Origin of the sequence: Morococcus cerebrosus, assembly GCF_022749515.1 — a bacterium.
Lineage (GTDB): Bacteria > Pseudomonadota > Gammaproteobacteria > Burkholderiales > Neisseriaceae > Neisseria > Neisseria cerebrosa.
This window is the reverse complement of record NZ_CP094242.1, coordinates 474,070-499,856: the sequence shown is the minus strand read 5'-3', so window position 1 is coordinate 499,856 and position 25,787 is coordinate 474,070. Positions and strand designations below refer to the sequence as shown.

Here is a 25,787-nt window from a genome sequence, read left to right as displayed (position 1 = left end):
ATTTGATATGGAAGGTCGTCTGAAAAAACGGGGGGAATCCTTACTGGAAAAAAACCGTTTTAAAGCAGATTCAAATAAGGACGCTCCACATCGTCATTCCCGCGCAGGCGGGAATCCAGAGATTTGGAATTGCTGCAATTTTTAAATATTCCTGAAAAACCAAGGTCTGAATTCCCGCCTGCGCGGGAATGACGCGGTTGGGCATGTCTTATTTGAATTTACTATATTGATACGTGCAAGATATTCCCTACTCCCCTTCATACTCCGCACACGATGTCGGCGTTTCCCACAATTTCACGCTGCACACTTTCAGCCCCGCGTTTTGCAAACGGTCATACATTTCGACCGCCATATTTTCGGCAGTGGTGCGGCAGGGCAGGCACAGGGTTTTCATATTCCAGCCTTCCAAGAGCGCGGCGATTTGACATTCGCGCTCGTTGCCGCCGTTGTAGATAAACGCGTGGTCGAAGGGGTCGGTGATGTGTTTTTTGACGGCGGCTTTGAGGTCGGTGAAATCCATCACCATGCCGTCTTTCGCGCCACCCCGTATGGGGTCGTCTGAAACGGTGATTTCGAGTTTGTAGGTATGCCCGTGCAAATTTTGGCATTTGCCGTCATGCCCGTCGAGCATGTGCGAGGAGTCGAAGGTAAATATCTTGGTAATTTTCATGGTGGGTACTTTAAATCGGTAAATAGCCCTGAAAGCCCATTTCGGCAGGCTTGCTGTTCGGATTCGGGGTCAGGCGGATGGTATGATTGCCGATGCGGTCGAGCAGGAGCAGGTTGTCCACGTCTTTCAGGTTGTCTTTATGCTGTTGAACATGGTCGGTCAACAGGGTTTGCAGGGCTTTGTGTTTGACTTCGGTGGGCGTGGCGGCAACGAACAGTCCGAAAGCGTGCGCCTCGGCAAGCTGTCCCGCGCGATAACCGCCGACATTGACGAAATACAGGTGCGGGGCGTTTTCAGACGACCCCTGTGGCTCGGCGATATCGGATACGTCAACATCGTAACCATCCACCCATTCGACAATCTGCCAGCCGTCGATGTGGATTTTGTCCGCATCGCCGAACCATGCAGCTTTGAGCGTGGGGATGGCTTCGCGGTAATCGTCGCACACGGCAAATTGGATGTCGTGCACTTCGATATTGGAGCGGCCTGCGTTACCGCCGAGATAGAACATATAAAGTTTGGTCATGATAAGGCTTGTATCGGATGATGGTTGTATTTTCAGACGACCTTGGATTCGGATTTCAAGTGCAACACTAGGGTACCAGTGGTTGGAACAGATTTAAGAATAAAACACTTGGCGTTTCGTAGCCAAGTGTTTTTCTCGGCCGGTGGTTCAACTCATCTTGAACCCTGCGTATCTCCCGATCGCTGATGTTTCGGAAATCGGTTTGTTTGGGGAAATATTGCCGGATGAGTCCATTGGTGTTCTCATTCAGCCCTTTCTCCCAAGAATGGTAAGGGCGGCAAAAATAGGTTTTCGCCTTCAAGGCTTTGGCTATTTTGGTGTGTTGGTAGAACTCTTTGCCGTTATCCATGGTGATGGTGTGGACTCTGGCTTTATATGCCTTTAATACCCTAATGGCCGCCCGGGCAGTGTCTTCGGCTTTTAAGTTCTTTAATTTGCAGATGATGGTGTAGCGGGTAACGCGTTCGACCAAGGTCAATAACGCGCTTTTCTGATTTTTGCCGACGATGGTGTCGGCCTCCCAATCGCCGATGCGGGTTTTCCGGTCGACGATAGCAGGTCGGTTCTCTATGCCGACGCGGTCGGGCACTTTGCCTCTGGTCCATGTGCTGCCGTAGCGTTTGCGGTAGGGTTTGCTGCATATTCTGAGGTGTTGCCACAAAGTGCCGCCGTTGCTTTTGTCTTGGCGAAGGTAGCGGTAAATGGTGCTGTGATGGAGTGTGATCCCGTGGTGTTTATGCAGGTAGGCACATACTTGTTCGGGACTGAGTTTGCGGCGGATAAGGGTGTCGATGTGTTGAACCAGCTGCGAATCGAGCTTATAGGGTTTTCGCCGGTGCTGTTTGGTCAGCCGGCTTTGCTTCTGTGCTTTTTCGGCGCTGTATTGCTGTCCTTGGATGCAGTGCCGCTTGATTTCGCGGCTGATGGTGCTTTTGTGGCGGTTGAGCTGTTTGGCGATTTCGGCGATGGTGCAGTGGCGGGACAGGTATTGGATATGGTATCGTTCGTCTTGGGTCAGTTGTGTGTAGCTCATGGCAATCTTTCTTGCAGGACAGGCCGTATGCTACCGCATACTGGCCTTTTTCTGTTATGGAAAGTTGCACTTCAAATGCGAATCCGCCGACCCTTTTACTTTCCAAATATTCCGCCAGCCCGCGCTCGCGCAACACGCAGCTTGGGCATTCGTGGCAGCCGCCAACGATGCCGTTGTAGCAGGTATGGGTCTGTTCGCGGATGTAGTCCAGCGCGCCCATTTCGTCCGCCAGCGCCCAAGTTTGCGCTTTGGTCAGGTACATCAGCGGGGTATGGATTTGGAAGGCGTAGTCCATCGCCAGATTGAGGGTAACATTCATGGATTTGACGAATACGTCGCGGCAGTCGGGATAGCCGGAGAAGTCGGTTTCGCACACGCCAGCGATGATGTGCCTGATGCCCTGTCCTTTGGCGTAGATGGCGGCGTAGAGTAGAAACAGGGCGTTGCGTCCGTCTACGAAGGTATTGGGCAGGCCGTCTGAAGCGGTTTCGATGGCGGCGGTGTCGTCCATCAGGGCGTTGTGCGTAATCTGCTGCATCAGGCTCAAGTCGAGTACGGTTTGTTTGACGCCTAAATCCTGCGCGATCCAGCGGGCGCGTTCCAGCTCGACGGCGTGGCGTTGCCCGTATTGGAAAGTGATGGCTTGGACGTTTTCGCGCCCGTAGGTTTGAATCGCCTGAATCAGGCAGGTGGTGGAGTCCTGGCCGCCGGAGAAGATGACCAAGGCTTGTTGGTTTTGCATGGTGAATCCTAGTTTTGGTAACGCGGGAGGTTTGCGAACCGCGAAAATGGAAAAAAATCGTACGGATTATAGCGGATTTCGTCCGAATATACGCCGCCTGAAAGAGCAAGGTCGTCTGAAACCCTAGAAAACGGTTTCAGACGACCTTTAGGATGTGGGAGCATCAGGCTTTGGGTTTCAATGCCGCTGCTTCTTTGGCGAGGCGGGTGATGGCGTCCCAGTCTTTGTTTTTCACGGCTTCTTTCGGGGTCAGCCATGAGCCGCCGACGCACAAGACGTTGGGCAGCGCCAAGTAATCGGGGGCGGTGGCGAGGCTGATGCCGCCGGTCGGACAGAAACGCACGTCGGCATAAGGACCGTAGAGTGCTTTGAGCATGGCTTTGCCGCCGACGACTTCAGCGGGGAAGAGTTTGAGGGTATCGATGCCGTGTTCCAAAGCCAGTTGGACTTCGCCCGGAGTAGCAACGCCCGGAATCAGGGGGATGCCGCTGTTGTGGCTGGCTTTGGCGAGGGATTCGTGCAAACCCGGGCTGATGGCGAAAACCGCGCCTGCGTCTTCGACGGCTTTGAGCTGTTCAGGGTTGGTAACCGTACCTGCGCCGACGATGGCGTTGGGCACTTCTTTGGCAATCAGGCGGATGGCGTCGAGGCCGACGGGAGTGCGCAGGGTGATTTCGAGGGTGGGGATGCCGCCTTCGACAAGGGCGTGGGACAAATCGACGGCGGTACTCAAGTCGTCAATCGCCATGACGGGCACGACTGCGCCGGCGCTCAGGATTTCGCGGGGGGTCAGTTTGGACATTTCGATTCTCCAGGTGGGATGGGGTTGTCGTTTTTGTTGAGGTCAAACGGGATGGGGGTTTAAGTTTTCAGACGACCTTTGGGCTGTAGGTCGGATTCTTGAATCCGACATCTTGGACGGCTGTGTCGGATTTCGAGAATCTGACCTACGTCTTTGGTTTTCGCGGGCTAAGCCCACGCTATGTCTGCTGCGTTCAAACGGGACGGAGGTTTAAGTTTTCAGACGACCTTTGGGGCTGTAGGTCGAATATTCGTATCCGACAAATGCCCTGATAACGTCGGATTCGAGAATCCGACCTACGTCTTTGATTTTGTTTGCGGGCTAAGCCCACGCTATGTTTGCTGCGTTCAAACGGGATGGCGGTTTAAGTTTCAGACGACCTTTAGGGGCTGTATTCGGATACTTGTATCCGATAAATGTCCTGATAATGTCGGATTCAAGAATCCGACCTACGTCTTTGGTTTTGTTCGTGGGCAAAGCCCACGCTACATCTGCTGCGTTAAAACGGGACGGGATTATAAATTTCAGACCTTTGGAGCTGTAGGTCGGATTCTTGAATCCGACATCTTGAACTTAAACCGCTTCAATAATTTTTCAGACGACCTTCCGTTTGAAAAGGTCGTCTGAAACGTGCATCAGGCAAATTCACCGCCGAAGCTCATGGCACCGGTTTCTGCGCTGCTGGTCATGCTGCGGAAGTTGGCGAAGAGTTCGCGGCCGCAGCCTTGTTGGTTCGCGCTCAAGTCGATGTGTTCGACTTCGCGGGCGTTCCATTCGGCTTCGTCAATCAGGACGTTGAGTTCGCCGGTAACGGAGTCGAAGCGGATCAGGTCGCCGGTACGGATTTTGGCGATGTTGCCGCCCATCAGGGCTTCGGGCGTCATGTGAATGGAAGCTGGAACTTTGCCGGATGCGCCGGACATACGGCCATCGGTCAGTAGCGCTACTTTGAAGCCACGGTCTTGCAGGATGCCCAAAGGCGGGGTCAGTTTGTGCAACTCGGGCATACCGTTGGCGCGCGGGCCTTGGTAGCGGACAACACACACAAAATCGCGTTCCAACTCGCCGCGTTCGAATGCCGCCAACACTTCGCGTTGGTCGTTGAACACAATGGCGGGCGCTTCGATGATGCGGCAGCCTTCGCGCACGGCGGACACTTTAATCACGCCGCGTCCGATGTTGCCTTTCATCAGGCGCAGGCCGCCGTCCGGGGAGAACGGGTTGTCGGCTTTGCGCAGGATGTCGTCGTTGCCGCTGGTTTCGGGGGCTTCGCGCCATTCGAGTTTGCCGTCGATGAGGAAAGGCTCTTTGGTGTAGTGGCGCATACCGTGTCCGACGACGGTATCGACATCGTCGTGCAACAGACCTGCGTCCAGTAATTCGCGGATAACGAAAGGCAGGCCGCCTGCTGCGGTAAAGTGGTTCACGTCGGCTTTGCCGTTGGGGTACACGCGGATAAGCAGCGGGATGATGGAGGAAATTTCGTCGAAGTCGTCCCAGTTCAAAATCACGCCTGCGGCGCGCGCCATGGCGACGAGGTGCATGGTGTGGTTGGTCGAACCGCCGGTTGCCATCAAACCGATCAGGGCGTTGATGAAGGATTTTTCGGTCAACATTTCGCCCAAGGGTTTGATGGTGCCGTTTTTGATGCCGCGCGCGAGGTGTCCGGCGGCGTAGCGAGTCAGGGCTTCGCGCAGGTCGGTATAAGGATGGACGAAGGCGGCGGCGGGCAGGTGTACGCCCATCATTTCCATCATCATTTGGTTGGAGTTTGCCGTGCCGTAGAAAGTGCAGGTGCCGGGGCTGTGGTAGGAACCCATTTCGCTTTCGAGCAAGGCATCACGACCGACTTTACCTTCGGCGAAAAGTTGGCGGGTACGGGCTTTTTCTTTATTGCCTATGCCGCTGGACATCGGGCCTGCGGGAACGAAGATGCCGGGAATATGACCGAACGAAAGCGCGCCTATCATCAAACCCGGCACGATTTTGTCGCACACGCCCATAAACAGGCTGCCGTCGAACATTTGGTGCGACAGACCGATGGCGGTACTCATGGCAATCACATCGCGGGAGAACAGCGACAATTCCATACCGGCGTAGCCTTGCGTGATGCCGTCGCACATGGCGGGCGTACCGCCGGCGACTTGGGCGGTCGCGCCGTTTTTCTGTGCTTCGTCTTTAATTTGGTCGGGGAAGTCTTTAAACGGCTGGTGTGCGGAAACCATGTCGTTGTAGGCGGTGATGATGCCTAAATTGGGAACGGTGTCCTGAAGCATTTCGATTTTGATGCTTTTGGGCATGGAGGCGTAGCCGTGCGCCAAGTTGCTGCAACCGAGCTGGTTGCGTTCCAGCCGTCCCATTTGTTTGGCGCTGCGGATTTTCGCCAGATATTTTTCGCGGGTCGGACGGCTGCGCTCGATGATGCGCTCGGTGATTTCGGCGAGCTTGGGGTGGATAGGAGTGGGATTCATGTTCGGTCTCCTGTCGGAAGGGGTGGTATGGGATTTTTGTTTGCGCGTTTCTGATTTTTTGTATTGGGTGTGGGGCGTTCAGCGTTTCAGACGACCTTTCAAACCATGCAAGGGGTCGTCTGAAAGCCTCACTCTATCTATGCAGGCTATTATAATACAAAACTTGTAATTTAGTTACAAAATAATCTGCTAAATGTAAGAAATTTGATTTAAATCGTGATATGCGTCATTTGTGAAAATCTACCAGACCAAACTCATCAAACTTTTAAACTAAGTCAAATAATTTGTAAAAATGAGAATAGACAAAATGTGTAGCCATGTGTAGTATTACTACTCATTAGCCCGCCTGTTTTGAAATTTTGATGCAGGCGATTGGTTTCCATTGCTTTTCTGCCGAAACCGCCCGTCTTTCACGGCATCCGGCGGCGCCGGCACAAGGCCTTCCTCAACGAGAGATAAAACGATGAGTACACAAACAAATTTTGATTTGGTGTTGTTCGGCGCGACCGGCGATTTGGCAATGCGTAAGCTGCTGCCTTGTCTGTATCAGGCGCACGTTGCAGGGTTGCTCAATCCTCAGGGGCGTATTTTAGGTGTCAGCCGCAGCGATTTGGATACGGCGGGCTTTTTGGCAAAAGTGGAAACCAACTCCAAAATCCATGTCAAACAAAACTTTTCAGACGACGCTTGGGCATCGTTCGTCAAACGCATCGAATATCTGAAAGTCGACGTTACCCAAGAAGCCGATTTTGCCGCTTTGGGCGAAAAAGTCAAAGCCCGCAAAGAGACCGACAACGTCATCATCTATCTTTCCACCGCGCCGAAATTCTTCGCGCAAGCCTGCGAAAACCTTGCCAAAGTCGGACTGAACGCCGACAACGCGCGCGTCGTTTTGGAAAAACCGCTGGGTACCGACCTCGCCTCTTCCCAACAAATCAATACCGATGTCGCCCGCTACTTCAAAGAGAGCCAAATCTACCGCATCGACCACTACTTAGGCAAAGAAAGCCTGCAAAACCTGCTGGCGCTGCGTTTTGCCAACGTGATGTTCGAGCCGTTGTGGAACAACAAATACATCGAAAGCGTACAACTGACCATCGCCGAACAGCTCGGTGTGGAAGAACGTGGCGAGTTCTACGACATTACCGGCGCGCTGCGCGACATGGTGCAAAACCACCTGATGCAAATGCTGTGCATGACTGCGATGGAAGCGCCCGCCAGCTTGGATGCCGACGCGGTACGTGATGAAAAAGTCAAAGTCATCAAGTCGTTGAAACCGCTGACCATCGAATCTGTCAACGAAAACGTCGTGCGCGGACAATACACCGCCGCCAAAGGCATGAACGGCTATCTTCAAGAAATCAACGTTCCGCAAGACAGCTTCACCGAAACCTACGTCGCCATCAAAGCCGAAATCGAAAACGACCGTTGGAAAGGCGTTCCCTTCTATCTGCGCACCGGCAAACGTATGGCGGGCAAAGTGGCGGAAATCGTATTGAACTTCCGTCCGCTGCAAAACCATATTTTTGAAAACAGCCAAGCCGCGCCGAACCGTTTGGTTATCGAATTGCAACCGACCGAATCCGTTCGCCTCTATACGCAGATGAAAGCGCCGGGTGCAGGCAACAAAGTCGAAATCGTGCCGCTGGCAGCCGACTTGGAAAAAGTCCTCGAAGGCCGCCGCGCCGAAGCTTACGAACGCCTGCTGCTGGACGTCATCAACGGCAAGCTCGCCCTCTTCAACCGCCGCGACGAACTCGAAGCCGCTTGGGAATATGTGATGCCGATTCTGGAAAACTGGGCAAGCAACACCACCCCGCCGCACGGCTACGACGCGCATTCATGGGGCCCGGAAGCCGCCCGCGAACTGTTGGCGCGCAACGGACACAAGTGGCACGAAGACCAGTAAAGCCTTTTCAGACGACCTTTGCTTGAAGCGTTCACGGTTCAAAAAGGTCGTCTGAAAACCATAAGGCGGCAGATTAGGCGTTTCCGCCAACATTCGCGCTGCCATCGACAATACAGGCTCTCACTTACTTTCCCGCTCACAAACACTGCCTTTCAGACGACCTCCTGCCCCCTTCTTAACAAAAGGTCGTCTGAAAACAGAGAAAGGACACTTTTATGTTCGTTTGGCATGAATACGAAAACGCAGCAGCCGCTTCAGAGGCTTTGGCAGACGCAGTCGCCGCCGCGCTGCAAAACGCGCTGGATAACAAAGGCAGCGCAGTGTTGGCGGTTTCCGGCGGCCGCTCGCCGATTCCCTTCTTCCAAGCCCTGTCGCAAAAAGATTTGGACTGGCAAAAAGTCGGCATCACTTTGGTTGACGAGCGCATCGTGCCGACGACCCACGCCGACAGCAACACCGCCCTGGCGCACGAATACCTGCTGCAAAACAAAGCCGCCGCAGCAACCTGGATTCCCGTTGTCGAAGCGGGTAAAACTGAAACTGAATTACAACCCGACAGCGTCGTTGCTTACGCGCTGAAACATTACAAACAACCTGACGTACTGATTTTAGGCATGGGCGGCGACGGACATACCGCCTCCCTTTTTCCGCAAGCGCCGCAACTGAAGGCAGCCATCAACGAATCAGGCGACCCGACCCTCATCCACACCACGCCCGTTACCGCGCCGCACGAGCGCGTCAGCATGACCTTGGGCGCCATCGCCAAAACGGAAAACGTCTTTTTGGCGATTCAGGGTGCGGAGAAAAAAGCCGTGTTCGACAAAGCCGCCGCGCGCGCCGATTTGGAATATCCGACCAGCCTGGTATTGAACCATCAAGGAGTGAACTGCCATGTCTTCTACTCAAACTGATATTCAACAACCCGTCGGCAAAAACTATCCGCGCCTGGTCGCCGACATCGGCGGCACCAACGCCCGCTTCGCGCTCGAAACCGCCCCGCATCAGATTGAAAAAGCCCAAGTCTTGCCGTGCAAAGACTACGACACCATCGTCGATGCCGCCAAAGCCTATTTGGAACAGGCAGGCGGAGCCGAAGTCCGACATGCCGCCTTCGCCATCGCCAACCCGATTTTGGGCGACTGGGTGCAAATGACCAACCACCACTGGGCGTTTTCCATCGAAACCACCCGTCAGGCATTGGAGCTGGACACCCTCATCCTCTTGAACGACTTTACCGCGCAGGCATTGGCGGTAACGCAGACTTCAAGCAAAGACCTGATGCAGGTAGGCGGGCATAAACCCATCGAATTCGCCCCCAAAGCCGTCATCGGGCCGGGAACCGGTTTGGGCGTGAGCGGACTGGTGCACAGCCCCGCAGGCTGGGTCGCGCTTGCCGGCGAAGGCGGACATTCCAGCTTCCCGCCGTTTGACGACATGGAAGTTTTGATTTGGCAGTATGCGAAAAACAAATACGGCCATGTTTCCGCCGAACGCTTCCTCAGCGGCGCAGGTTTGAGCCTGATTTACGAAGCACTCGCCAAACGCGACAAACTGAAAAACTACCGCCTCAAACCGTCCGAAATCACCGAAAAAGCCTTAAGCGGCACGTCCCCGCTCTGCCGTCAGACTTTGGACATCTTCTGCGCCATGCTCGGCACGGTTGCCTCCAACCTCGCCCTGACGCTGGGCGCGCGCGGCGGCGTATATTTGTGCGGCGGCATCATCCCCCGCGTTTTGGAATATTTTAAAACCTCACCTTTCCGCAGCCGCTTTGAAAACAAAGGCCGTTTCGAAGCCTATCTCGCCGCGATTCCCGTCTATGTCGTCTTAAGCGAATTTCCGGGCATCACCGGCGCAGCGGCGGCACTCGACAACCACTTGAAAAACGTTTAATCACACAAGCCGCCCCGACAAGGGGTGGCACACACCGAAGGGCATATTTATGTTAAGCAAAATCAGCGAATCACTGTCAAACCTGTCGGGCGCGGAACGCAAAGTCGCCGAATGCGCCTTGGCGGAACCCAAATGGTTTGTCCATGCCGCCGTCGCCGAAATCGCCGAGCGCGCATCCGTCAGCCAGCCGACCGTCATCCGTTTTTGCCGCAGCCTGGGCTACAAAGGACTGCCCGAGTTCAAACTCGCCCTGTCCGCCAGCATAGGCCACGAAGGTATGCCCTACGTCCATGAAGAGCTCAACGCCGACGACGACATGAGCATCGTTGTCGAAAAAGTATTGGGCAACGCCGCCGCCTCCATTTTGGGCGAACGCCGCTTCCTGAAAGAGTCCGAACTGGAAAACGCCATCGCCACCCTGATGCACGCGCGCCGTGTCGAGTTTTACGGCGTCGGCAACTCCGGCATCGTCGCCCAAGACGCGCAACACAAATTCTTCCGCTTCGGCATTTCCACCGTCGCCTACGTCGATACCCACACCCAACTGATGGCAGCCTCCGTCCTGTCCGACCAAGACGTCGTCGTCGCCATTTCCAACACCGGCTCGTCCATCGAGCTTTTAGACGCCGTCAGCATCGCCAAAGAAAACGGCGCGTCCGTCATCGCCCTGACCCGCAACGACTCTCCGCTGGCACAGCTTGCCGACTGCGTATTGAGCATCGCCACGCAGGAAAACGCCGAACTCTATACCCCCATGGTGTCCCGCCTGCTGCAACTCGCCGTCATCGACATCCTCGCCATCGGACTCGCCCTGCGCCTGGGCGATGCAGCCAGCCTGCAACTGCAAAAAAGCAAAAAAAGCATACACAACAAACACATCGATTACGACAAAGACTAAACAATATAGTGGATTAAATTTAAATCAGGACAAGGCGACGAAGCCGCAGACAGTACAGATAGTACGACAAGGCGAGGCAACGCCGTACTGGTTTAAAGTTAAGCCACTATACATTTTCAGACGACCCGACATATCCCAAGGTCGTCTGAAAATACCGGCCAAAAAATCAGTGCCGCCGTTTTCCCTCAATGTTGACACCCAACCCAAATAACGGCAGACACCCCGCATTCACACCCAACCCTAAAAACGGAAACCCACCCGTTCCCGTTTCAGACGACCTCGCGGCCGTTTTCCCACAAAACCGTCCAACCTCAGGAGCATCCGATGAAACACCTTCACGATTTACCGGCTTGGTCAAAATTATGGATACATTTTGACGAAACCAAAGAACAACACATGCGCGAAATGTTCGATCAAGATCCCGAACGTGCCGAGCGTTACTGGCTGCAAGTCGGCGGCCTGACACTGGATTATTCCAAAAACCGCATCAACGACGAAACCATGGCACTGTTGTTCGAGCTGGCGCGTGAAGCAGGCGTGCCGGAGCGGATGCAGCAAATGTTCCACGGCGAAAAAATCAATACCACCGAAAACCGCGCCGTTCTCCACGTCGCCCTGCGTAACCGCACCAACGCCCCCATCGTCGTGGACGGCGAAGATGTGATGCCCAAAGTCAACCATGTCCTGCAACGCATGGGCGAATTTGCACACGAAGTCCGCAGCGGCAGCTGGTTGGGCTATACCAACCAAGTCATCACCGACGTCGTCAACATCGGTATCGGCGGCTCCGACCTCGGTCCGCTGATGATGTGTACCGCGCTCAAACAATTCGGCCATCCGCGTTTGAACATGCACTTCGTCTCCAATGTGGACGGCTCCCAACTGCGCGACGTATTGTCCAAAGTCCACCCCGAGACCACCCTCTTCATCATCGCCTCCAAAACCTTCACCACCCAAGAAACCCTCACCAACGCCCTGACCGCGCGCAAATGGTTCCTTGACCACGCCGGCGACGAAGCCGCCGTCGCCAAACACTTCGTCGCCGTCTCCACCAACCAAAAAGCCGTTGCCGAGTTCGGCATCGACACCGCCAACATGTTCGAATTTTGGGACTGGGTCGGCGGACGATACAGCCTCTGGTCAGCCATCGGCCTGCCCATCATGCTCTATTTGGGCGAAGAAAACTTCATCGAAATGCTCAACGGCGCGCACCTGATGGACCAACACTTCATCAACACCCCGCTTGAGCGCAACATGCCCGTCATCCTTGCCCTCATCGGCATCTGGTACATCAACTACTACGGCGGCGGCAGCCACGTCATCGCCCCCTACGACCAACACCTCCACCGCCTGCCCAAATTCATCCAGCAGCTCGACATGGAGAGCAACGGCAAACAAGTTACCCTCGACGGCAAAGCAGTCGGCTACGAAACCTCCCCGATTATTTGGGGCGAAACCGGCATCAACGGTCAGCACGCCTTCTTCCAACTGCTACACCAAGGTACCCACATCACCCCGATCGACCTCATCGCCTCGCTTGAAAAACGCAGCAACCTGCGCGGCCACCACGAAATCCTGCTCGCCAACGTCTTCGCCCAAGCCGAAGCCTTCATGCGCGGCAAAACCCCCGACGAAGTCCGCGCCGAACTCAAAGCCCAAGGCATGGAAGCAGAGCGCATCGAAGAGCTGGTTCCGCACAAAACCTTCTCAGGCAACCGCCCGACCAACCTCATCCTCATGGACAAAATCAATCCGCGCAATATGGGCAGCCTGATTGCCATGTACGAACACAAAACCTTCGTTCAAGGCATTATTTGGGGCATCAACAGCTTTGACCAATGGGGTGTCGAACTCGGCAAACAGCTCGCCAAAACCATCCTCGCCGAGCTGACCGGCGAAACCGGCGTACAAAAACACGACAGCTCCACTACCCGCCTGATCAACCTTTATCTGAACGCCAACAAATAAAGACAGCCCCATCAGGACAAAAGGTCGTCTGAAAACCCAGATTTAAGGTTTTCAGACGACCTTTTTTACCGAATACCGCCGCGTTAATACAGATATATTGGATTAACTTTAAATCAGGACAAGGCGACGAAGCCGCAGACAGTACAGATAGTACGGAACCGATTCACTTGGTGCTTCAGCACCTTAGAGAATCGTTCTCTTTGAGCCAAGGCGAGGCAATGCCGTACTGGTTTAAAGTTAATCCACTATTGCCCATTTCTTTGGCAACTTTGTAGATAGATTGGCCTTGTTTGATTTTGCTTAAGGCCAGTTGGCGGAAGTCTGTTGAGTAGGTCATGGTGGATAGTATGGAGGAAGTTAAGGTTTTTGGCTATATTTACTTGCATAACAAATGCCGTCTGAAAAATTGTGAGCTTTTCAGACGGCATTGAGCCGTAAATCATGGAACGCGTGCGTGCTGAAGCACACACCTTACGCATGGATTTTAGGTTTCATGCAGGCTACAGTTTGTTTGAGAATATGTTTTTTGTATTTCTTTACACTTTTTTTGATATTCAGGGTGAGCTATTAAGAAATCAGATATTGCAATATTAAAGTAATGATATGCTAAATTAATAGGTATAATTAATTCTTCAGGATTGAAATCATCTCCAACTGAAAAATAAATAGAAGGAGCTTTATCAATATACTCAAATCCATTTACCTCTTCATAATCTCCAATCCATCTGGTAGCATCTATTTTTTCATATTGAGCACCTATTACTCCAAAATGTCCGGTAGTTGTAATATTTTTAAAACACTCTAAAAGCGTATCTTTAGTTTCAAATTGGTAAATTGTTTCAAAAAAAATCGAAATAACAAAATGGTTGTTATTTATAGATTTTTTCTTTAAGTTTAGAAAAATATTATTTTTCATAATTTTTTCTTTAAATTATTCTGGGTGAATGTTTGTAATTCTTCCTGTATTTACATCAAAATATGATCTAAATTTGATTCCGTCAAAGGTTTCTGAGAATTGAATGACATTTTTTCTTTCCGATATTGATTTAGTTCTTTCATTTTGAGCAATTTTAGAGGCTTTTGAATATCCTTGTGAAGCAGCTTTTTGAGCCATTTGAAGTATTTTATCATCAGAAAATTTTTTAGGATCATAAACAGTTTTTATACTTGAAATTTCCTTAAATCCACCATCAGGTTTACCTGTCCTGTCTAGTGTAGGAATCTCATATTTAATTCGGGTAATGCCTTCAATATCAGTTTGGGTTTCAGATTTTACGCGTCCTCCTCGTGAATTTAGTTCTGCCATAAAATTGGTGCGGTTATGGGCTCCTTGTTTCGTGTTTAATCCGAATCCTCGATTGACGGCGACTATATCTACTGCACACCATAACAGACACAACAACAGACCCGATGTCATAAACATACATACCCTCCGTTCTTTCCAATCTGTTTTCAGTCAATCTTACACCAAGCCCGCCATTTCGAAAAATGCCCGATACGCCGCCGCCTTTTTCGCCAAACTCAAAGGATAAGCGCGCGAAGTGGACGGCAGGCGGGTTAGGGTCAAATCCCGTCCGGCAAACGGAAACGGCACGGTTTCGCCCGTTTTCGGCATTTTGATACCGCCGCCCTGAATATCGAGCAGGACTTCCGTCGCCTTGCCGCCGGTAGTGCAGATATGTCGGCAGTCGGGCATCTGCGCCAACACCGCCGCCAAATCGACGGTTTCGACCACTTGCAAAAACTTGTCGGACGCATTGCCGTGTTCCCGCACCGCCTTCAACACGGTCGGGCAGGACGCAATCCCCCGTTCGCGCAAAAACGCCTTGATTTTCTCCTCATCAAACGCTTTTTCAGACGACCTTTGGAAATGCGCCGCATCATTAAAAAACACCAGCCCGTAGACGCGCCACATATCGTTTTGGAAATTCGGATAATGAAACTGCATCGCGCGTTTGTCTTCCTTGGGCGGAAACGTCCCCATCATCATTACCGTCGCCTGTGGCGGCAGCAAAGCAGGAAAAGGGTGGGTTTCGATTTCAAGCGGAGCGGACATCATGATTTCCTTGATAAAAAATATTGAACACAAAGCAGCCGGTTGCCGCCTTTTCAGACGACCTTCTGCCCATACCGCATCAACGTCATGCCGCCGACTGCCGCCGCGCAGCCCGCAACCAGCGAAATATGCAACGGTTCGCCCAAAACCCATGCCGAGCTGAGCATACCGAAAATCGGCACGAGCGTAATATACGCCGCCGCGCTGCCTGCACCCAAAGTCTTCACGCCTTCGAAATACCACGCGTAGGCCAATACCGTCGCGCCGATGACCAGCCACGCCAATGCCGTCCAACCATGTGCATCCATCGCTGCCATTGCCTCAAACGGCATTCCGTCCGTCCACAACGCCACCACCGACAACATCAGCGCGCCGATGAACGACGTTGCCGCCGTTACCGTCAACGCGTCTATCCCGCGCAAGACCGCACGTCCGATTAAGGTATAAGCCGCCCAGCAGACCACGCAGCCGAAAATCAGCCACTCCCCCGCCTTGATGCCGCCCGACAATACCGTCAACGGTTGTCCTTGCGTAACCGCCACAATGGCACCGCTGACCGCCAGCAGCATACCCGCCAAAATCTTCGCATTTAAACGTTCGCCGAAAAGCCAAGCCGCCAGCAGCAGCGTCAGCACGGGATTCACCGCCACGACTACCGCCGCCTTACCCGCCGGCATCGCTTGCAAACCCAGCATAAAAAACACCGCATAGCCGCACACCCCGACGGAAGCGGCCACCGTCAAACCCAGCCATTGCCGCACCGACAAAGCCGCCAAAGTCGCAAACCTGCTGCGCGCAAACAACCAGCCCAACAACAAAACCGAAGCCAGTACAAACCGAACCGCCCCGCCCGTCAGCGGCGGCAGCGACTGCCCCAGCATCCGCCCCATCGGCCAAGACGCACCCCACAACACCGCCATCCCCAGCAGTTTCAAATGTACAGAATAACGTTCCATCTCATTCCTTTATCAACAAAGGTCGTCTGAAAATCAGATTTCCAGTTTCAGACGACCTTTGTTGCCGCCACAAACGCCGCTATTTTTTCCTTGTCTTTAATCCCTGCCGAGCTTTCCACGCCGCCGGACACATCCACCGCCGCCGCGCCGCTGGTTCTCACCGCATCGGCAACGTTTTCCGGCGTCAGGCCGCCCGCCAAAATCCACGGTTTGCCGATATTGCCGCGCAACAGCGTCCAATCGAAACTCTGTCCCGTGCCGCCGTATTCGGTAGGATGGTAAGCGTCGAACAACAGCGCACGCGCGTTGGGAAACCTGGCGCAGGCCGTCTGAATATCGGCGGCTGACTGCACGCGCACGGCTTTGAGATACGGACGGTCAAATTGGTGGCAAAAATCATCGTCTTCATCACCATGAAACTGCATCACGTCTATCGGCACTTGGTGCAGGATTTCGCGGATATTGTCCGCCGTTTCATTAACAAATAAAGCAACCGCCGACACAAAGGGCGGCAATGCGGCCACAATTTCCGCCGCCTGTTCCGCCGTTACCGCACGTTTGCTTTTCGCGTAAAACACCAGCCCGACAGCATCCGCGCCCGCATCGGCGGCAGATTGCGCATCTTCGGGGCGGGTAATGCCGCATATTTTGGTACGGATTTTCATATCTCCCCTCTCTTTAAAGATATTCGGAAAGCAAGGATTATAGCGGAACAGCCCGCCATGAAGGCAACAGGCTTCTTGAAGAAATCCCGCTGTAAAAATGCAGCAAACTTGAATCTTTCCCCGCCACGGCGTAACCTTACGCTTTTATCCGATTACCGACGGGAGCCGACAACATGACTGAACCTAAAAACACTCAGCCTTCCCTGCCTGAAGACGAACGTAAAAATCCCGTTTACCGATTAGGGCAGGCCGTTGCAGGATTTATGCTGGTCGTCTGGGCTGGCGTGTTGGCATTGGTTTTTTATTTGGTTTTCCGCTTTTGGTTCAGCTGACAGACAGCAAGCTGCCATCGTTCTTTAAACGTATCCTTCCCAAAACAGAAAACCGTCTGCCGATAGATTTCGAAACATATCGCCCAATAACCCATCTGCAATTTATCTTGGTACGCTATAAACTGCCTCATGCTAAACACAAAGGTCGTCTGAAAAATTTTCAGACGACCTTTTGTCAAACTCTCAACAAATAACCATATACGCTTATGATATAATGATAGCCTTTCTCATCTGTAAACTTGGAAATTATTTTTATGGAAACATTGCAACCTTCCCAGCACCCTATCCCCCCAAAAAACTCCTTCAACGAACCCAAACGTCTGCGCGCAGGCGAAGGGGTAAGCTGGTTTACCGACTCATGGCGTATTTTCAGTAAAAACAAATTCAAATGGATGGGCGCAATTATTTTAATCAGCCTTATTCCTTTCGCGGTAGGTTTTCTATTCGGTTTGCTAGGCATTGAAAGCCCGCCCGCTGATTTCAATGATTTCACCTCAACCATAATAATCCGAGAATTGCTCTTCAATCTGTTTTTCTATTGGGTGGGCTTTTGTTTCCTCGGCGGTATCGTGCTGCTTGCAGCCCAAACCGCGCAAGGTAAGAATTTCAACTTCGGCTCTCTGTTTGCCGGATTTTCGATTAAAAAAAGCGGAGCATTCCTGATTCTTTTACTGCTGAGTATCGTCGTATGCCTGCTTTTAGCTTTGGCCGTTGTTATTCCTTTCAGCATATTCGCCAACGGAAATTTCTTAAGGGCAGACTTTATGCCGGCCTTTCCGATTTTATTTATTATCCTGTTGGTTATTATCGCCATTTACTCCATGATGTTTTGGCTGGCTCCCGCCTTTGTCATGTTGGAGGATATGAACCCTGTTGCCGCCATTAAGGCCAGCTTCAATGCCTGCCGCCGCAATATCCCAGCCCTGCTGGTATACGGCTTAATTTGGCTGGGTATCGGTATCGCGTTTTGGTTCATATTTATGATAGTCATGATTTCCGCATTTGCAACAGAAGCATCAATACAGCAATCAACCGCGCTCTCCGGCCCTTTCCTTATTTTGTTCTTCATCTTCTTATTGATTACTTACCTGGTTCTCTACCCTGTAGCAATGATCGGCATATACACCGCCTATCGCAGTATTTTCCCCCAAGGTCGTCTGAACAAATACTAATCTTTCAGTAGAAGATGGTTATTTCTTCTCAAAGTCGTCTGAAACCTATTTCAGACGACTTTTTCAATTCGATGTTACCAGCCATGCAACAAAACCTATGCCATACAAACCTTGCCCCACCTAAATTTGACACCCGCCCTCCGACTGCCTACAATTCAGGTTTCTCAAAAATCACCGTACATTCCGTACACCATTCTTTTCAGACGACCTCTGTCTTCCGAATCCCATTCTTTTCCAATACAACTGTCAAAAATCATGCACGTTTCAGAACTACAAACCCTACACATTTCCAAACTCTTGGAAATGGCAGAAGAACACGGCATTGAAAACGCCAACCGTTTCCGCAAACAAGACCTCGTATTTGCCATCGTCCGCCAAATGATGAAGCAGGGCGAAAGCTTTACCTGTTCCGGCACGCTCGAAATCCTGCCCGACGGCTTCGGCTTTTTACGCAGCGCAGACACCTCCTACCTCGCAGGTCCCGACGACATCTACGTCTCACCCACGCAAATCCGCCGCTTCAACCTGCATACGGGCGACACCATCGAAGGCAGCGTACGCGTACCCAAAGACAACGAACGCTATTTCGCCCTCGTCCGTCTCGACAGCATCAACGGCGATCATCCCGAAGTCTGCAAGCACAAAATCCTCTTCGAAAACCTCACCCCGCTTTTCCCTACCAAGCAATTCAAACTCGAGCGCGACATTAAAGCCGAAGAAAACCTTACCGGCCGCGCCATTGATTTAGTTTCCCCCATCGGCCGCGGACAACGCGCCCTTTTGGTTGCGCCGCCGAAAACCGGTAAGACCGTGATGCTGCAAAACATCGCCCACGCGATTACCGCCAATTATCCCGACGTCGAACTCATCGTCCTTTTGATTGACGAACGCCCCGAAGAGGTTACCGAAATGAGCCGTTCCGTACGCGGCGAAGTCGTGTCTTCTACCTTCGACGAACCGGCGCAGCGCCATGTTCAAGTGGCCGAAATGGTGATTGAAAAAGCCAAGCGTATGGTGGAACACAAAAAAGACGTGGTCATCCTGCTTGACTCGATTACCCGCCTCGCCCGCGCCTATAACACCGTCGTGCCGACCTCCGGCAAAATCCTCACCGGCGGCGTAGATGCCAATGCCCTCCACCGCCCCAAACGCTTCTTCGGCGCGGCGCGCAACGTTGAAGAAGGTGGCTCGCTCACCATTATTGCGACCGCTTTGGTAGAAACCGGCAGTCGCATGGATGATGTGATTTATGAAGAATTTAAAGGCACAGGCAATATGGAGCTGCACCTCGACCGCCGCATGGCGGAAAAACGCCTGTTCCCCGCCATCAACATCAACAAATCCGGCACGCGCCGCGAAGAGCTGCTGGTACCGAACGACCAGTTGCAGCGCATGTGGCTCTTACGCAAATTCTTGCATCCGATGGACGAAATCGAGGCCACCGAATTTTTGGTGGGCAAACTCAAAGATTCCAAAAACAACGACGATTTCTTCGAGCTGATGCGCGGAAAATAAAATCATCGAAGGTCGTCTGAAAACGATGGATTAAGTTTTCAGACGACCTTTCTCATTTCCGACAACCTGTCCCCTCATATCCAAACGAGAAAACCCCATGACCTGCCCCATCTGCACTGCCGACAACGAAGACATTTTGCTGCAAACCCCAAACCTGCGCGTTATCGCCGTCCACAACGAAGCCTCAGCCCCGGCATTCTGCCGCGTCATCTGGAACGACCACATCGCCGAGATGACCGACCTTTCAGCCGCCGAACGCGCCGAAATCATGGAAATGGTGTATAAAGTCGAAGCCGCCATGCGCCAAGTGTTCCGTCCCGCCAAAATCAACCTTGCCAGCCTGGGCAACGTCGTCCCCCATCTGCATTGGCACGTCATCGCCCGCTTCGAAAACGATGCCAACTTTCCTGCCCCGATTTGGGCAGCCTCAGTCCGCGAACACGGCATGACCCTGCCGGACAACTGGACGGAACAAGTCAAAGCCCTGCTGGCGTAACGTTCAGACGACCTTAACGGGCGTATCGGATACCGCATATCAACCGATTTTCAGACGACCCCTGCCGAAAAGGTCGTCTGAAACCCAAGCAAAGGAAACCATATGACCTGGCAAACCTCCCGCCGCCATTTCCTCCGCGCCTGCTCCGCCGCAGCCGGAGCCGGACTGCTGCAAGCCTGCGGCACCGGCACTACCGTCACCCCATCCACTCAAACCGGCAACACAGCGAAAGCCCAACCCGTGCAGCCCAAAACCAGCCATCCCCCACGCTCCGGCGATAACCTCCTCCGCGTCGTCGCCCCTTCCGGCTTTGCCGAAGACCCCAACCGCGTCAACGCAGGCTTAACCCGCCTCTATAACGCAGGTTTTACCGTGACCAACCAACAAGCAGGCAGCCGACGCTATCAACGCTTCGCTGGCTCCGACGCCCAACGTGCCGCCGACTTCCAAGAGGTCGCCACCGGCCGCGTTGAAACACCCAAAGTCCTCATGGGCTTGCGCGGCGGCTACGGCGCGGCACGCATCCTGCCGCAAATCGACTTCGCTTCACTCGGCGCCAGAATGCGCGAACGCGGCACCTTGTTCTTCGGCTTCAGCGACGTTTGCGCCGTCCAACTCGCCCTGCTCGCCAAAGACAATATGGCAAGCTTCGCCGGCCCTATGGTTTACAGCGAATTCGGCAAACCCGAACCCAGTGTCTTCACCATGGATTCGTTCATCCGCGGCACCACCAACAACGTCAACATTATCGACGTTCCCGCCATCCAACGCGCCAACGTCAACGTCGAAGGTACCTTATGGGGCGGCAACCTCAGCGTTCTCGCCTCCCTCGCAGGCTCGCCCTATATGCCCGACATCCAAGGCGGCATCCTGTTCGTCGAAGACGTCAGCGAACAACCCTACCGCATCGAACGCATGTTGAACACGCTTTATCTTGCAGGCATCCTGCAAAAACAACGCGCCATCATCTTCGGCGACTTCCGCATGGGCACCATCCGCGACGTATACGACTCAAGCTACGACTTCTCCGCTGTCGTCAACCACGTCTCACGCACCGCCAAAGTCCCCGTCCTGACAGGCTTCCCCTTCGGACACATTACCAATAAAAGCACCTTCCCCTTGGGTGCACATGCCAAAATCCACAGCACTGCCAACGGCGGCTACACCGTAACCTTTAGCGGCTACCCTACCCTGAACCCCGCCGCCCTAACCCTCAACAACCTGCTGCCCCCACCCATGCCCACCTTTGACGGTGCTACTTACAGCCCCATAGTCGAAGAAATTACCGAATAAACAAGATGCCGATCCAAGAGAAGGTCGTCTGAAAAGTTTTCAGACGACCTTTTTTATCCCCTAATCATTGAACCGATTAATGTTTTTTTGTACAATCCCCGCCATCTTAACCATTCCTCAGGCCGTCGGAAAAGCGGCCTGAACCTTTTTGCAAAGAAAGCCCATGTCCCAAGAAATCCTTGACCAAGTGCGCCGCCGCCGCACGTTTGCCATCATCTCCCACCCCGACGCAGGTAAAACCACGCTGACCGAAAAACTGTTGTTGTTTTCAGGCGCGATTCAGAGCGCGGGTACGGTAAAAGGCAAGAAAACCGGCAAATTCGCCACCTCTGACTGGATGGAAATCGAGAGGCAGCGCGGCATTTCCGTGGCATCAAGCGTGATGCAGTTCGACTACAAAGACCACACCGTCAACCTCTTGGACACGCCGGGACACCAAGACTTCTCCGAGGACACCTACCGCGTTTTAACCGCCGTGGACAGCGCATTAATGGTCATCGACGCGGCAAAAGGCGTGGAAGCGCAAACCATCAAACTCTTGAACGTCTGCCGCCTGCGTAATACGCCGATTGTGACGTTCATGAACAAATACGACCGCGAAGTGCGCGATTCTTTGGAATTGCTGGACGAAGTGGAAAATATTTTAAAAATCCGCTGCGCGCCCGTCACTTGGCCGATCGGCATGGGCAAAAACTTCAAAGGCGTGTACCACATCCTGAACGACGAAATCTATCTCTTTGAAGCGGGCGGCGAACGTCTGCCGCACGAGTTCGACATCATCAAAGGCATCAACAATCCCGAATTGGAACAACGCTTTCCATTGGAAATCCAGCAGTTGCGCGACGAAATCGAATTGGTGCAGGCGGCTTCCAACGAGTTCAATCTCGACGAATTTCTCGCTGGCGAACTCACGCCCGTGTTCTTCGGCTCGGCGATTAACAACTTCGGTATTCAGGAAATCCTCAATTCATTGATTGACTGGGCGCCCGCACCGAAACCGCGCGACGCGACCATACGCATGGTCGAGCCTGACGAGCCGAAGTTCTCCGGATTTATCTTTAAAATCCAAGCCAATATGGACCCGAAACACCGCGACCGCATCGCCTTTTTGCGCGTCTGCTCCGGCAAATTCGAGCGCGGTATGAAGATGAAACACCTGCGCATCAACCGCGAAATCGCCGCGTCCAGCGTGGTAACGTTCATGTCGCACGACCGCGAGCTGGTGGAAGAAGCCTACGCGGGCGACATCATCGGCATCCCGAACCACGGCAACATCCAAATCGGCGACAGCTTCTCCGAAGGCGAACAACTGGCGTTCACTGGCATCCCCTTCTTCGCACCCGAACTGTTCCGCAGCGTCCGCATCAAAAACCCGCTGAAAATCAAGCAACTGCAAAAAGGCTTGCAACAACTCGGCGAAGAAGGCGCGGTACAGGTCTTCAAACCCATGAGCGGCGCAGATTTGATTTTGGGCGCAGTCGGCGTGTTGCAGTTTGAAGTCGTTACCTCGCGGCTGGCCAACGAATACGGCGTAGAAGCCGTGTTCGACAACGCATCCATCTGGTCGGCACGCTGGGTATCGTGCGACGACAAGAAAAAGCTGGCGGAGTTTGAAAAAGCCAATGCGGGCAACCTCGCCATCGACGCAGGCGGCAACCTCGCGTATCTCGCCCCCAACCGCGTGAATTTGGGCCTCACGCAAGAACGCTGGCCGGACATCGTGTTCCACGAAACGCGCGAGCATTCGGTGAAATTGTAATAGATTAAAAAGGTCGTCTGAAAACCGTTTCAGACGACCTTTCTTTATATTGCTGCGACGTTTAGCGCATAATCCGCGCCAACCCCGGCAAAAAATATTCCGTCAGTTCCAACACCTCGCCATCCCAATCAAAATAAGACCTGCGGGCGGCGACAGGTCGTCTGAAATCATCCTGACCGCCTGCGTTTTCCATCAGACAAAACTCGAATGCCGAACGCTTCAGGGGCAGCGTACCGTCAAACAGCCGCTCACCCAAAGGCTGCGTGCCGCAATCCAACACGCCGCGCCAGGCTTGAGATTGCAGGCCGCACGCGCTGCGCGCCTGTACGACGGGCACGCCGTCCAGATGCAGCAAAACGTCGCGGACAAATTGCGGGGCGGCGGTTTCGGTATGGTTTTCGCCAAACAAATTGCCCTGCCCGTCCAATTCGCCCATATACAGCACTTTTACCGTAAAACTGCCGCCCAAGGCGCGTAAGGCGGCGGTCAGCGATTGCGCTTGGCACAAAGCGGCGGCGCGTTCGTTCCAGCCTTGCGGCAGTTCGTCGGGAAGTTTGTCTTGCCAATTCAAAGGGGGATTCATGGGGTTTAGATTGATGTGTTTCATGTGTTAATCGTTTTCAGACGACCTTTCGTCCGTCTCCACCTTATCTAACTCCATCCACTCCGCATCGGGAAAATCTGTTTTCAGACGACCTTTTAGATACGCCAAGCTGTCTTGGGCGATGTGTTCGTCGCGGCTGTCGTGGATGTGGTTGAAAATCAGGCTATGCAGGCTGATGCCGTATTGTTTGAGCGCGGCGAAGCTGAGCAGGGTGTGGTTGATGCTGCCGAGCCGTCCGCTGGTAACGAGAATGACGGGATAAGCCTGTTGCTGAATATAATCAATGGTTAACAGGTTTTCCGTCAGTGGAACCATCAATCCGCCCGCGCCTTCGACCAACACGATTTCGTATTGTGCCGCCAGTTGCTGCGTGGCGGTGCGGATTTTGTTCAAGTCCAAAGCCCTGCCGTCCAGACGGGCGGCGAGGTGGGGCGAGGCGGGATAGCTGAATATTTCGGGCATGGTCAGCCGCTGTTTGTCGGCTTCCTGCATGGGTATGCCCATGATTTTGCGGTGGACGGCGATGTCGTCAGCGATGTTTTGGCAACCGGTTTGCACGGGCTTTTGCGTGATCACGCTTTTGCCCTGCTGCAACAATTGTTTTGCCAACACGCCGGTGGCGACGGTTTTGCCGATGTCCGTATCTATGCCGCTGACGAAGTAAACGCCTTTCATTTGCTGTGTTCCTTCAAGATTTGTACGGTTTTATCGGCAAGTTCGGTCAAGAGGTCGTCTGAAATGATGTAAGGCGGCATGAGGTACACCAGCCTGCCGAATGGGCGCACCCAAATGCCCTGCGCCACGCAGTCCGCTTGAAAACGCGCCATATCCACGCCTTTTTCCAACTCGATCACGCCGATGGCACCCAAAACGCGCACGTCTTTCACGCCACAGATGTCCCATGCGGTTTTCAGACGACCTTTCAGGATGCTTTCGATGCGGCGGATATTTGCCTGCCAATCTTGGGACAAAAGCAGCTTGACCGAAGCGCAGGCAACGGCACACGCCAGCGGGTTCGCCATAAATGTCGGGCCGTGCATGAACACGCCCGCTTCGCCGCGCGAAATCGTTTCGGTGACTTTTTGCGAAGTGATTGCCGCCGCCAGCGTCATATAGCCGCCGCTTAAGCCCTTGCCGATACACATAATATCCGGCACGACCTCCGCGTGTTCGCAGGCAAACATCTTGCCTGTACGCCCGAATCCGGTGGCGATTTCGTCAAAAATCAACACAATATCAAATTCATCACACAAATCGCGCAAACCGCGAAGATACTGCGGATGATAAAAATACATGCCGCCCGCACCCTGCACGACTGGTTCCAAAATAAAGGCGGCAATATCCGCATGATGCGCTTCAAACAAGGCGCGGACAGGCTGCAAATCCGCCCCGTCCCATTCATCGTCGAAACGGCTTTTTGGATTATCGACAAAATAACGCTGCGGCAGAGCGCTGCCGAAAATATGGTGCATCCCCGTTTCCGGATCGCAGACGGACATCGCGTTCCAAGTATCGCCGTGATACCCGCGCCGCACCGTCGCAATATTCTGCTTCGCGGTCAAACCCCGCGCCTGCTGGTATTGCACCGCCATCTTCAGCGCAACTTCTACCGAAACCGAACCCGAATCCGCATAAAAAATACGGTCCAACCCCTGCGGCAAAATTCCGACCAATAATTTGCCCAGCTCCACCGCTGGCCCGTGCGTCAAACCGCCGAACATCACATGCGACATTTGCTTAATCTGCGCCTCAACCGCCTGATTCAAAACGGGATGATTGTAGCCGTGTATCGCACACCACCAAGACGACATCCCGTCAATCAGCCGCGTACCGTCCGCCAATTCGATATGCACGCCCTCCGCACGGCGCACCGGATAAACAGGCAACGGGTCGGTCATGGATGTATAGGGATGGAGCAGATGGGCGCGGTCGAAATCGAGCAGGGAGGAATTTTCGGAAATCATAGAATGTTCTTTATAGCATGTTCTTTTGCTTAATCTGATTTTGACGGCATATATACGCAAACC

The 25,787-nt window shown here is 53.3% G+C and carries 24 protein-coding genes and 2 pseudogenes; 12 read left to right on the top strand and 14 right to left on the bottom strand.

The window, feature by feature from the left end; genetic code table 11:
* Positions 1-247: 247 nt before the first annotated feature.
* The 6 genes and pseudogenes from queD to edd all read right to left on the bottom strand — a co-directional run bounded on the left by queD (position 248) and on the right by edd (position 6,244).
* The gene (gene queD / locus MON37_RS02310) at positions 248-670 is read right to left on the bottom strand and encodes a 6-carboxytetrahydropterin synthase QueD (protein WP_039408280.1); all 423 of its coding nucleotides are present in this window, start codon (positions 668-670) and stop codon (positions 248-250) included.
* 10 nt (positions 671-680) lie between these two features.
* On the bottom strand, positions 681-1,196 hold the full coding sequence (locus MON37_RS02305) for a DUF1543 domain-containing protein (protein ID WP_039408277.1): 516 nt from the start codon (positions 1,194-1,196) through the stop codon (positions 681-683).
* 67 nt (positions 1,197-1,263) lie between these two features.
* Entirely contained in the window at positions 1,264-2,229 is a 966-nt protein-coding gene (locus MON37_RS02300) for an IS30 family transposase (protein ID WP_242883752.1), read from the bottom strand.
* A 91-nt stretch (positions 2,230-2,320) separates the two neighbouring features.
* A pseudogene (gene queC / locus MON37_RS02295) lies at positions 2,321-2,971 on the bottom strand (7-cyano-7-deazaguanine synthase QueC); the annotation flags it as partial.
* A gap of 163 nt (positions 2,972-3,134) precedes the next feature.
* Complete coding sequence (locus MON37_RS02290) at positions 3,135-3,773, bottom strand: bifunctional 4-hydroxy-2-oxoglutarate aldolase/2-dehydro-3-deoxy-phosphogluconate aldolase (RefSeq protein ID WP_039406476.1); 639 nt, start codon at positions 3,771-3,773, stop codon at positions 3,135-3,137.
* Between the two features lie 635 nt (positions 3,774-4,408).
* Positions 4,409-6,244 carry a phosphogluconate dehydratase gene (gene edd / locus MON37_RS02285; protein WP_036491636.1) on the bottom strand — a complete coding sequence of 612 codons (1,836 nt, stop codon included), beginning with the start codon at positions 6,242-6,244 and terminating at the stop codon, positions 4,409-4,411.
* 463 nt (positions 6,245-6,707) lie between these two features.
* Here edd and zwf point away from each other — a divergent pair, with 463 nt between their 5' ends.
* The 6 genes and pseudogenes from zwf to pgi all read left to right on the top strand — a co-directional run bounded on the left by zwf (position 6,708) and on the right by pgi (position 12,912).
* Entirely contained in the window at positions 6,708-8,153 is a 1,446-nt protein-coding gene (gene zwf, locus MON37_RS02280) for a glucose-6-phosphate dehydrogenase (protein ID WP_039406469.1), read from the top strand.
* A gap of 215 nt (positions 8,154-8,368) precedes the next feature.
* Positions 8,369-9,064, top strand: a complete 696-nt coding sequence (pgl, locus tag MON37_RS02275) for a 6-phosphogluconolactonase (protein WP_039406466.1) — start codon at positions 8,369-8,371, stop codon at positions 9,062-9,064.
* Positions 9,045-10,046 carry a glucokinase gene (locus MON37_RS02270; RefSeq protein WP_039406463.1) on the top strand — a complete coding sequence of 334 codons (1,002 nt, stop codon included), beginning with the start codon at positions 9,045-9,047 and terminating at the stop codon, positions 10,044-10,046. The genes pgl and MON37_RS02270 overlap by 20 nt, the downstream gene beginning before the upstream one ends.
* 49 nt (positions 10,047-10,095) lie before the next feature.
* Positions 10,096-10,944, top strand: a complete 849-nt coding sequence (gene hexR / locus MON37_RS02265; protein ID WP_003776986.1) for a DNA-binding transcriptional regulator HexR — start codon at positions 10,096-10,098, stop codon at positions 10,942-10,944.
* Positions 10,937-11,059: pseudogene (locus MON37_RS02260) on the top strand (IS5/IS1182 family transposase); the annotation flags it as partial. The gene hexR and the pseudogene MON37_RS02260, both read left to right, overlap by 8 nt.
* Positions 11,060-11,268: 209 nt before the next feature.
* The gene (gene pgi, locus MON37_RS02255) at positions 11,269-12,912 is read left to right on the top strand and encodes a glucose-6-phosphate isomerase (RefSeq protein WP_039406460.1); all 1,644 of its coding nucleotides are present in this window, start codon (positions 11,269-11,271) and stop codon (positions 12,910-12,912) included.
* A 484-nt stretch (positions 12,913-13,396) separates the two neighbouring features.
* On the opposite strand, the gene MON37_RS02250 is transcribed toward pgi, so the two are convergent.
* From MON37_RS02250 to MON37_RS02230, 5 genes are read right to left on the bottom strand one after another with little or no spacing between them, the layout of a single operon-like run.
* Complete coding sequence (locus tag MON37_RS02250; RefSeq protein ID WP_039406457.1) at positions 13,397-13,828, bottom strand: hypothetical protein; 432 nt, start codon at positions 13,826-13,828, stop codon at positions 13,397-13,399.
* A 15-nt stretch (positions 13,829-13,843) separates the two neighbouring features.
* Entirely contained in the window at positions 13,844-14,335 is a 492-nt protein-coding gene (locus MON37_RS02245; RefSeq protein ID WP_234396258.1) for a CdiA family toxin C-terminal domain-containing protein, read from the bottom strand.
* A gap of 39 nt (positions 14,336-14,374) precedes the next feature.
* Complete coding sequence (locus tag MON37_RS02240; RefSeq protein ID WP_039406449.1) at positions 14,375-14,968, bottom strand: DNA glycosylase; 594 nt, start codon at positions 14,966-14,968, stop codon at positions 14,375-14,377.
* Positions 14,969-15,021: 53 nt separating this feature from the next.
* Positions 15,022-15,924, bottom strand: a complete 903-nt coding sequence (locus tag MON37_RS02235; protein ID WP_039406443.1) for a DMT family transporter — start codon at positions 15,922-15,924, stop codon at positions 15,022-15,024.
* Between the two features lie 47 nt (positions 15,925-15,971).
* Positions 15,972-16,589 carry a phosphoribosylanthranilate isomerase gene (locus tag MON37_RS02230; RefSeq protein WP_039406440.1) on the bottom strand — a complete coding sequence of 206 codons (618 nt, stop codon included), beginning with the start codon at positions 16,587-16,589 and terminating at the stop codon, positions 15,972-15,974.
* A gap of 173 nt (positions 16,590-16,762) precedes the next feature.
* Here MON37_RS02230 and MON37_RS02225 point away from each other — a divergent pair, with 173 nt between their 5' ends.
* From MON37_RS02225 to MON37_RS02200, 6 genes are all read left to right on the top strand, one after another.
* Positions 16,763-16,921 carry a hypothetical protein gene (locus MON37_RS02225; protein ID WP_016687403.1) on the top strand — a complete coding sequence of 53 codons (159 nt, stop codon included), beginning with the start codon at positions 16,763-16,765 and terminating at the stop codon, positions 16,919-16,921.
* 254 nt (positions 16,922-17,175) lie between these two features.
* Positions 17,176-18,093 (top strand): BPSS1780 family membrane protein, encoded by a 918-nt coding sequence (locus MON37_RS02220; RefSeq protein WP_039406436.1) that lies wholly within the window; start codon positions 17,176-17,178, stop codon positions 18,091-18,093.
* A 255-nt stretch (positions 18,094-18,348) separates the two neighbouring features.
* Positions 18,349-19,608 carry a transcription termination factor Rho gene (rho, locus tag MON37_RS02215; protein ID WP_003741568.1) on the top strand — a complete coding sequence of 420 codons (1,260 nt, stop codon included), beginning with the start codon at positions 18,349-18,351 and terminating at the stop codon, positions 19,606-19,608.
* A gap of 97 nt (positions 19,609-19,705) precedes the next feature.
* Positions 19,706-20,104, top strand: a complete 399-nt coding sequence (locus MON37_RS02210; RefSeq protein ID WP_039406433.1) for an HIT family protein — start codon at positions 19,706-19,708, stop codon at positions 20,102-20,104.
* Between the two features lie 102 nt (positions 20,105-20,206).
* Positions 20,207-21,397, top strand: a complete 1,191-nt coding sequence (locus MON37_RS02205) for an LD-carboxypeptidase (RefSeq protein ID WP_039406430.1) — start codon at positions 20,207-20,209, stop codon at positions 21,395-21,397.
* A 163-nt stretch (positions 21,398-21,560) separates the two neighbouring features.
* Positions 21,561-23,156: a peptide chain release factor 3 gene (locus tag MON37_RS02200; RefSeq protein WP_039406428.1), complete on the top strand. Its 1,596-nt coding sequence runs from the start codon at positions 21,561-21,563 to the stop codon at positions 23,154-23,156.
* A gap of 61 nt (positions 23,157-23,217) precedes the next feature.
* Here the strand turns inward: MON37_RS02200 and MON37_RS02195 are convergent, their stop codons facing one another.
* From MON37_RS02195 to bioA, 3 genes are read right to left on the bottom strand one after another with little or no spacing between them, the layout of a single operon-like run.
* A complete protein-coding gene (locus MON37_RS02195) occupies positions 23,218-23,763 on the bottom strand; it encodes a chorismate--pyruvate lyase family protein (protein ID WP_052242815.1) in 546 nt (181 codons plus the stop codon).
* Between the two features lie 3 nt (positions 23,764-23,766).
* Positions 23,767-24,435: a dethiobiotin synthase gene (gene bioD / locus MON37_RS02190; RefSeq protein WP_039406426.1), complete on the bottom strand. Its 669-nt coding sequence runs from the start codon at positions 24,433-24,435 to the stop codon at positions 23,767-23,769.
* On the bottom strand, positions 24,432-25,724 hold the full coding sequence (gene bioA, locus MON37_RS02185) for an adenosylmethionine--8-amino-7-oxononanoate transaminase (RefSeq protein WP_039406424.1): 1,293 nt from the start codon (positions 25,722-25,724) through the stop codon (positions 24,432-24,434). The genes bioD and bioA overlap by 4 nt, the downstream gene beginning before the upstream one ends.
* Positions 25,725-25,787 lie beyond the last annotated feature (63 nt).

Coding starts and splice junctions, on each gene's coding strand:
- queD (WP_039408280.1), bottom strand. CDS start 670: ATGAAAATTACCAAGATATTTACCTTCGACTCCTCGCACATGCTCGAC.
- MON37_RS02305 (WP_039408277.1), bottom strand. CDS start 1,196: ATGACCAAACTTTATATGTTCTATCTCGGCGGTAACGCAGGCCGCTCC.
- MON37_RS02300 (WP_242883752.1), bottom strand. CDS start 2,229: ATGAGCTACACACAACTGACCCAAGACGAACGATACCATATCCAATAC.
- MON37_RS02290 (WP_039406476.1), bottom strand. CDS start 3,773: ATGTCCAAACTGACCCCCCGCGAAATCCTGAGCGCCGGCGCAGTCGTG.
- edd (WP_036491636.1), bottom strand. CDS start 6,244: ATGAATCCCACTCCTATCCACCCCAAGCTCGCCGAAATCACCGAGCGC.
- zwf (WP_039406469.1), top strand. CDS start 6,708: ATGAGTACACAAACAAATTTTGATTTGGTGTTGTTCGGCGCGACCGGC.
- pgl (WP_039406466.1), top strand. CDS start 8,369: ATGTTCGTTTGGCATGAATACGAAAACGCAGCAGCCGCTTCAGAGGCT.
- MON37_RS02270 (WP_039406463.1), top strand. CDS start 9,045: ATGTCTTCTACTCAAACTGATATTCAACAACCCGTCGGCAAAAACTAT.
- hexR (WP_003776986.1), top strand. CDS start 10,096: ATGTTAAGCAAAATCAGCGAATCACTGTCAAACCTGTCGGGCGCGGAA.
- pgi (WP_039406460.1), top strand. CDS start 11,269: ATGAAACACCTTCACGATTTACCGGCTTGGTCAAAATTATGGATACAT.
- MON37_RS02250 (WP_039406457.1), bottom strand. CDS start 13,828: ATGAAAAATAATATTTTTCTAAACTTAAAGAAAAAATCTATAAATAAC.
- MON37_RS02245 (WP_234396258.1), bottom strand. CDS start 14,335: ATGTTTATGACATCGGGTCTGTTGTTGTGTCTGTTATGGTGTGCAGTA.
- MON37_RS02240 (WP_039406449.1), bottom strand. CDS start 14,968: ATGTCCGCTCCGCTTGAAATCGAAACCCACCCTTTTCCTGCTTTGCTG.
- MON37_RS02235 (WP_039406443.1), bottom strand. CDS start 15,924: ATGGAACGTTATTCTGTACATTTGAAACTGCTGGGGATGGCGGTGTTG.
- MON37_RS02230 (WP_039406440.1), bottom strand. CDS start 16,589: ATGAAAATCCGTACCAAAATATGCGGCATTACCCGCCCCGAAGATGCG.
- MON37_RS02225 (WP_016687403.1), top strand. CDS start 16,763: ATGACTGAACCTAAAAACACTCAGCCTTCCCTGCCTGAAGACGAACGT.
- MON37_RS02220 (WP_039406436.1), top strand. CDS start 17,176: ATGGAAACATTGCAACCTTCCCAGCACCCTATCCCCCCAAAAAACTCC.
- rho (WP_003741568.1), top strand. CDS start 18,349: ATGCACGTTTCAGAACTACAAACCCTACACATTTCCAAACTCTTGGAA.
- MON37_RS02210 (WP_039406433.1), top strand. CDS start 19,706: ATGACCTGCCCCATCTGCACTGCCGACAACGAAGACATTTTGCTGCAA.
- MON37_RS02205 (WP_039406430.1), top strand. CDS start 20,207: ATGACCTGGCAAACCTCCCGCCGCCATTTCCTCCGCGCCTGCTCCGCC.
- MON37_RS02200 (WP_039406428.1), top strand. CDS start 21,561: ATGTCCCAAGAAATCCTTGACCAAGTGCGCCGCCGCCGCACGTTTGCC.
- MON37_RS02195 (WP_052242815.1), bottom strand. CDS start 23,763: ATGAAACACATCAATCTAAACCCCATGAATCCCCCTTTGAATTGGCAA.
- bioD (WP_039406426.1), bottom strand. CDS start 24,435: ATGAAAGGCGTTTACTTCGTCAGCGGCATAGATACGGACATCGGCAAA.
- bioA (WP_039406424.1), bottom strand. CDS start 25,724: ATGATTTCCGAAAATTCCTCCCTGCTCGATTTCGACCGCGCCCATCTG.